This is a genomic window from Desulfogranum marinum (assembly GCF_016918565.1).
Taxonomy (GTDB): domain Bacteria; phylum Desulfobacterota; class Desulfobulbia; order Desulfobulbales; family Desulfobulbaceae; genus Desulfogranum; species Desulfogranum marinum.
Map to the genome: position 1 here is coordinate 1 of NZ_JAFFQD010000090.1, position 5,573 is coordinate 5,573.

8 protein-coding genes are annotated in these 5,573 nt (G+C 43.4%); 3 read left to right on the forward strand and 5 right to left on the reverse strand.

The annotated features are described in order from the left end of the window. The first annotated feature begins 388 nt into the window (after positions 1–388). Positions 389–712, forward strand: coding sequence for a hypothetical protein (locus tag JWH17_RS22655; RefSeq protein ID WP_205224982.1), 324 nt, complete (start codon positions 389–391; stop codon positions 710–712). A gap of 4 nt (positions 713–716) precedes the next feature. On the opposite strand, the gene JWH17_RS22660 is transcribed toward JWH17_RS22655, so the two are convergent. Continuing rightward, complete coding sequence (locus tag JWH17_RS22660) at positions 717–1,148, reverse strand: hypothetical protein (RefSeq protein ID WP_205224983.1); 432 nt, start codon at positions 1,146–1,148, stop codon at positions 717–719. 52 nt (positions 1,149–1,200) lie between these two features. Between JWH17_RS22660 and JWH17_RS22665 the strand changes: the two genes are divergently transcribed. Further along, positions 1,201–1,686, forward strand: coding sequence for a hypothetical protein (locus JWH17_RS22665; RefSeq protein ID WP_205224984.1), 486 nt, complete (start codon positions 1,201–1,203; stop codon positions 1,684–1,686). 82 nt (positions 1,687–1,768) lie between these two features. Further along, entirely contained in the window at positions 1,769–2,248 is a 480-nt protein-coding gene (locus JWH17_RS22670; RefSeq protein WP_205224985.1) for a hypothetical protein, read from the forward strand. Between the two features lie 419 nt (positions 2,249–2,667). Here the strand turns inward: JWH17_RS22670 and JWH17_RS22675 are convergent, their stop codons facing one another. From JWH17_RS22675 to JWH17_RS25010, 4 genes are all read right to left on the reverse strand, one after another. Further along, a complete protein-coding gene (locus JWH17_RS22675) occupies positions 2,668–2,847 on the reverse strand; it encodes a hypothetical protein (RefSeq protein ID WP_205224986.1) in 180 nt (59 codons plus the stop codon). Between the two features lie 563 nt (positions 2,848–3,410). Next, entirely contained in the window at positions 3,411–3,605 is a 195-nt protein-coding gene (locus JWH17_RS22680) for a hypothetical protein (protein ID WP_205224987.1), read from the reverse strand. A gap of 137 nt (positions 3,606–3,742) precedes the next feature. Further along, positions 3,743–4,822, reverse strand: coding sequence for a toprim domain-containing protein (locus JWH17_RS22685; protein ID WP_205224988.1), 1,080 nt, complete (start codon positions 4,820–4,822; stop codon positions 3,743–3,745). A 183-nt stretch (positions 4,823–5,005) separates the two neighbouring features. Then, positions 5,006–5,461, reverse strand: coding sequence for a YonV C-terminus-related protein (locus tag JWH17_RS25010; RefSeq protein WP_499776919.1), 456 nt, complete (start codon positions 5,459–5,461; stop codon positions 5,006–5,008). Positions 5,462–5,573: the final 112 nt, after the last annotated feature.

Here is a 5,573-nt window from a genome sequence, read left to right on the forward strand (position 1 = left end):
CCGAAAACGATGGCCGGAATCGAATGGAATCCCTGGCCGGAATCAATTGGAATGGGTGGCCGGAATGAAATGGAATCACCGGCCGGAATCCCCTGGAATCAGTGGCCGGATTGCTCTGGAATACTCAGCAGATAAAACAATTCGCCTGGCAGAAGAAAGAATGTAAGCAACCCATACCACTACAACCCCGCTTTCTATCGAGGGCGGGTTATCTTTTTTAGCCAGCTCCATCCCTTTCCACCCGATATTTCCAGCCGACACAACGCAGCAAAGCAACTTCTCCTGTCATTGCAACGCTTACAAGAGTATTTGACATATGAACAGTACGGAGTTATAACCTATCGTTATTAAAACGTTTTCTGCTTGCCAAGAATTAAGAGGTGCTGAGATGAAGAAGATAGCGCTAGCTATAGTTATATTATTCGTTGCCTCATCCTGTTTAGCCGCTGACTACACGATTCGTGAAAACAATTCGTTCGGCCAGCCCAATCGCTGGAAATCAGGCACTGTAATAGAAGATAACGGAGATGGTTCATACACAGCCCGGCAGGAAATAATGCCAGGAACAGGAAGAGGTAACCCTTTTACCAAAGGTGAAGTCATCACCCCAAACGAAGATGGTTCGTGGAAGGTCCAAGAAGAGATAATGCCTGGATCTGGTCGCGCTAACACATGGGATAGTGGGTACACTATCGAAAGGGATGATTATTGACCAATCAGCCAAGGTCAGGTAATAACCTTTTATCAACCACTTCTGCTTCAGTAACGTTGTCATTGTTGTATTGACGGATCGTGTCGAGCAGTTGAGCGTCTAGCGTGTGGGTGTGTTGAATGTCAATCTGAGATTTTGGACTATACTCGGAAGATCGTCTCTCAAGATACCACTTAGCCGTGCTGGTATCTGAGCTTAAAGAATCAACAATACGCTTCTTAGCCTTCATTTTAGGTGATTCTTTCAATGTCTCAAATCGCTCCGCATATTCAGCGTTGCGTTTGATGAAGTCGTAATACGCTGTGGTCCCTATCCCAGCATAGAGGCAGGCTTCATTGTTGGAATAGTCCATCATGAAGGCTTCTTCAAGAAGGTTTATTACGGAGTCGGTTATTACTGAAGGTCTGCCTCGGTGTGATTTTTGTGGTTTGGTCATGTGGGTCTCCATGTAATTACCAATTAGTCATCGAACAAAGGAAACGATAAAGGTGAAAAAATTTCTTTCTGTCCTAGGGGTGATATCAGGCCTACTTGTAATGCTCATTTTTGCTGGTATTGGCGGGCAAGTCGGTAAAGAAGTGGGTAACGAGGTTAGTAAAGTTCTGTTAGAACCCAAGCAACCGACACCACAAGAAATTGAGGCGCAATTAATCAAAGGCATGCAGAGTGTATTGGGTGACGCGAAAAGTAAATTACCTATGATGCTTGACGGTGACACTCGCATTGACGACGTTACTATTGGTCCAGGGGCAAGGGCAACTTACCACCACACCTTTGTTAATTATCCATCCAGTAAAATTGATACCGAATGGTTATCTTCAGAATTTCGCCCGACAGTCACACAAAAAATTTGCTCAAATACAAAGATGAAACCTTCTCTCCAGTATGGCGCGACTTACACCTATTCTTATTCAGGCAATGATGGGGTGCTGGTCTTCAGTTTTGATGTAAATAAAGGTGAGTGTGGATACTGATGTGTATCAAATAACAGAACGTTTCTGTGGTGTGGACGTAGGTATTCTACTCCTGAATATAGTTATTGGATAGGGAGCAACAATGTTTGGAGACATGAAGAAAAACGTGGTTAGGGATGTCATAAGAGCAGAACGTATTAGAACCTGCTTGTACATGTCGCATTATCGACGAGTCAATATCTGGCTTAGCACTTTTAACAGTGGAGAAGTATTGTCTGATTCAGGTATAGTTAGCGGGATTGTTAGTAAGATATACGACGTAATCCCTGGTAAAGATTACCATAAATCATATTCGGAAGGGAAATTCACTCTTGAAGATAATAGCTCTGGTGATGATTCTAGCGTTTACGAAATAAGCAGGGTATACGCTCTTAGTTTTGCTCCGATTAACAGCATATCAGAGGACAGCTGTGACCATGTAATGAACTCCACTCAGCATTTAAGGCCATTCACAGGAATACGATCTATATTTAGCAGTGAAGCCCACTATTACAACCTTCTCTCCAAATTTGATTACTACAAGGAAGAAGGAGAGCGGCCATGGGAGTTTGCCGATTCCTGACAGAGTCATACGCAAGGGTTCTGCTCTGTATTGCAACTGTATCTTGCATGCTGGCGGGTAGCCTTTCTTTCTTGTAATTTTGCCAAACGAGTGTTGTGCAATTGCTATATAACTAAAAAATGAAAGACAACAATATCTTCTTAGGATTATCACACGAAGCCGAACTGAGAAAGCTAGGTATCGATAGCTTGCAAAGAAGCTGCTATAGCTTCACGCTCTGCACGATATGCCATGTATGCGGCTATTATAGCCGCTATAGGTGCTATTACTGCAAACAAGGAAGAGATATCTGACCTCATTAAAATATTGTTTAAATAAAAATTTGCACGACCAGGCGTTAGAGGCGGACGCGATAAAGTCGCACCGCACAACTCCTCGTTATCATTGCCCATTCACGCTTAAATCGATTTTCAACACTTCTAGTCCCCAAAAAAGCCATGTTCCAATTCAAGGCCAAAAGCAAAAGCCCGCTGCCTCGCCTCCTGTTCGCGTATAGCACTTTCTGTGACGAAGGTCTCTTCAGTTTCGGCCTCGGGAAAATTTTCAAAGGGTTCAATATCGAATTGCTCGTTCAACTGTTTTGCAGACTTGGGGTTCATTATCAAGGGACTCCTTTGATGGAAGGAAATTTTATCTTTAATGGTAAAGCAGGCACAGGCAACGCTAGCAGCGCACCAGGGTAGAGTTGATGCTTAATGAATGACTAAGGTTCCATTGAGGTCAGACAAGTACTCAATGCCTGATAAACTAACCTTGTTTTACTGTTCTAATGACGTAAAACACGGCCCAAATTCGTGCGTTTATATAGGGGCGCATATGTTGGGGTGGATAAAGTGGTAAATGGAATTTTGAACCATTCTTTCAGGTCTAAGAGAGTGCTGTAGGCGTGGGGAGGTAAAGGCTGAGAAATATATATGGTGAAGTATATAAGTACTTACAGAGAGCTACCACCACTTCCAGGCATGGGTGGGGGTTTACATCTCGAAACGGTAGTAACATATTCACTTTTTTGAGCCAAAACACCCAGCCACCACACCACACCAGCCCTACCAAACCAGCACAATTCCTTGAGAGGTTAGGGTAGAGAGTCATCATGCAGGGTAGCAACCATTAGACGTGCGGTCTGTCGCTTCTCCCTTATCATGCAGACACAGCCCAACTGCTACGCAACAGATGAGTAGTATTGTTCCATCTCGACGCATTGGATTAACTCTTGTCGTTCATTTAAACGGTCAATGAAGCAGGTCAGGAGATCAACAGCTTGACTGTCTCCACGTTCAATCGCTGATTCGACCAGTTCTGTGTTAATTAATTGTTTGAGAAGAAAGAGGTATGACTCGATTGTCGAGATATTCATATATGATCCTGATGAGGTGTTATCCAGCAGTGACAGTATGAAGAAGGCTGTCTGATATCTGCTAAATGATGAGGTGGAGGTTGTAACGGGGATTATTAAAAACAGCCCTGACAAAAAAGAAAGGTTATTGATTGTGGTTATATTGGCAACGTGGTTTCATTGTTCACGGTGCTTTCTGGAGGGTAGGTGTTCTCTTCACCGGACGTCTGTGCTACTGCCGTGTCGAGCATTAACTCAACAGCTTCAAATAGCCAGTCGTTAACATCCAATCCATTAACGTATGCCTCACCAAAGTCTTTGCCGTAAGATGTGGAAACAGGTGTTCTAAATGCAGTGACGTACTTGCTTGTCCAATCCCTCTTCGCAGCTATCTCTCCAGCTTCATCACTATCGAGGGCTACCAGGATGAACGGACGTTGTTTTAGATCTTCACTCAGCTCGTTGCTTATCTTGGTGTTGGTACTTCCTAAGGCGATCACGGTATAGGGTGAGACAAGATCCTGTGCAAGCAACATTGCATCGAGTTCCGACTCAACGACGATTGCGGGTGTCTCAGTGAGGGGAAGAGATGAGGTCGGATTGATTATCATTGGTTCGAGGTTGGAACCTTTGACAACCCAATACTTACCATAATCGGGGTTATCTCTTCTAATTCTAATACGGTGATTGTCGTAAGGTATGACTAATCCAGCTGGGAGAAGGAGGTCTTTACCATCAGTAGGTATTCCCCAGTCAGCCTTCTTCGTCCATGTATCTTTGCTAATCCACCCAAGGTTAAAGCGCTTGATCGTCTTGATCTTTAATCCACGTTCACGGAGGAGCCGCTTTAGAATAGAAGACTTATTGTCTAGAAGATTGTGTCGTGCTTTATTAATTACCGTTGAAGCCTGCTCTCGCCACAGGGCTTTATTCGTGCTACAAATCGTCCCGGTTAATCTTTCCTTTTTGTCAGGCCAGTCTTTAGTCCCTTTACGATCAACAGTACGACCCGTATACTTTGCTGCTTGCTGGAATCCCATACCTCTGAACTCTCGTAGGTATTGGATGTCGTCTCCTTTCCAATTGCATTTGCGACAATAACCTCGCCCAGTCTTAGCGTTAATGACAAATCCATCATCATCACTATCACAAACAGGGGAAGGACAAGGGGATGAATACTCGGTTGTACATTTTTTGCGAACTGGAAAACCATCTTCAGTTAATAGTGTTGCTAACATTCATTGGCTCCTTGCTATGCTTGAGAGTTGACTGCTCACGCATATGGTTAGACTGTATCGTAGTAACTATCGGCTTAAATTGAAGCTCGTAATTGAACTACTCTATATTTAAGGGTCGCTTACTCAAACCCGCCATTACTGGGCGTTTACAAGGGCTTGTACAGACTTCTTTCTGTACAAAGGTTATTTGACTAGGTAAGCCATGAGTAATTTTCTCATTCGAATCCCAGGAACATATACTCTGATCTTCTCCCCTTTTCGAATGGCTGATCTCCAGATCCACTGAATGAGTACTGAGAGCGCGTAAGCTTCTTGGTTAAACGTTAATCCCTCAAATGAATTGACGGTATGCACAACCGATGGGTGAGGGAAAGGATTATATAGATAAGCTAGATTGTGCTTATGACTGTATCCATTCACCCCTCTCTCGCCAAACTGTACCCAAGTATCTTCACCGATGAACTTGCTAGGAAGGTTCTTCGTCTTGCTGTCAAACCAAATATCCTTGCAATCAGATAGACAGGTAAACATAAAGTCATCAGGATTAACTACTATAGCCCTCCTGTTCCTGAACAACCTTGCTAGATCATTCCTAACTTCATCAACGTTGCCTTTATTTCCCTTTGATGTGGTAGGAATTTATGGACACTTTCTTAAGAGTGAAATAACAATTCTTGAGGAGGTAATTCATGACCAAACGAAAAAGACGTAACTACACAAATGAATTCAAAGAAGAAGCTGTGAAGCTTGT

Excerpts from the sequence above, each read along its gene's own strand:
- JWH17_RS22655 (WP_205224982.1), top strand. The coding sequence starts at position 389 with ATGAAGAAGATAGCGCTAGCTATAGTTATATTATTCGTTGCCTCATCC.
- JWH17_RS22660 (WP_205224983.1), bottom strand. The coding sequence starts at position 1,148 with ATGACCAAACCACAAAAATCACACCGAGGCAGACCTTCAGTAATAACC.
- JWH17_RS22670 (WP_205224985.1), top strand. The coding sequence starts at position 1,769 with ATGTTTGGAGACATGAAGAAAAACGTGGTTAGGGATGTCATAAGAGCA.
- JWH17_RS22675 (WP_205224986.1), bottom strand. The coding sequence starts at position 2,847 with ATGAACCCCAAGTCTGCAAAACAGTTGAACGAGCAATTCGATATTGAA.
- JWH17_RS22680 (WP_205224987.1), bottom strand. The coding sequence starts at position 3,605 with ATGAATATCTCGACAATCGAGTCATACCTCTTTCTTCTCAAACAATTA.
- JWH17_RS22685 (WP_205224988.1), bottom strand. The coding sequence starts at position 4,822 with ATGTTAGCAACACTATTAACTGAAGATGGTTTTCCAGTTCGCAAAAAA.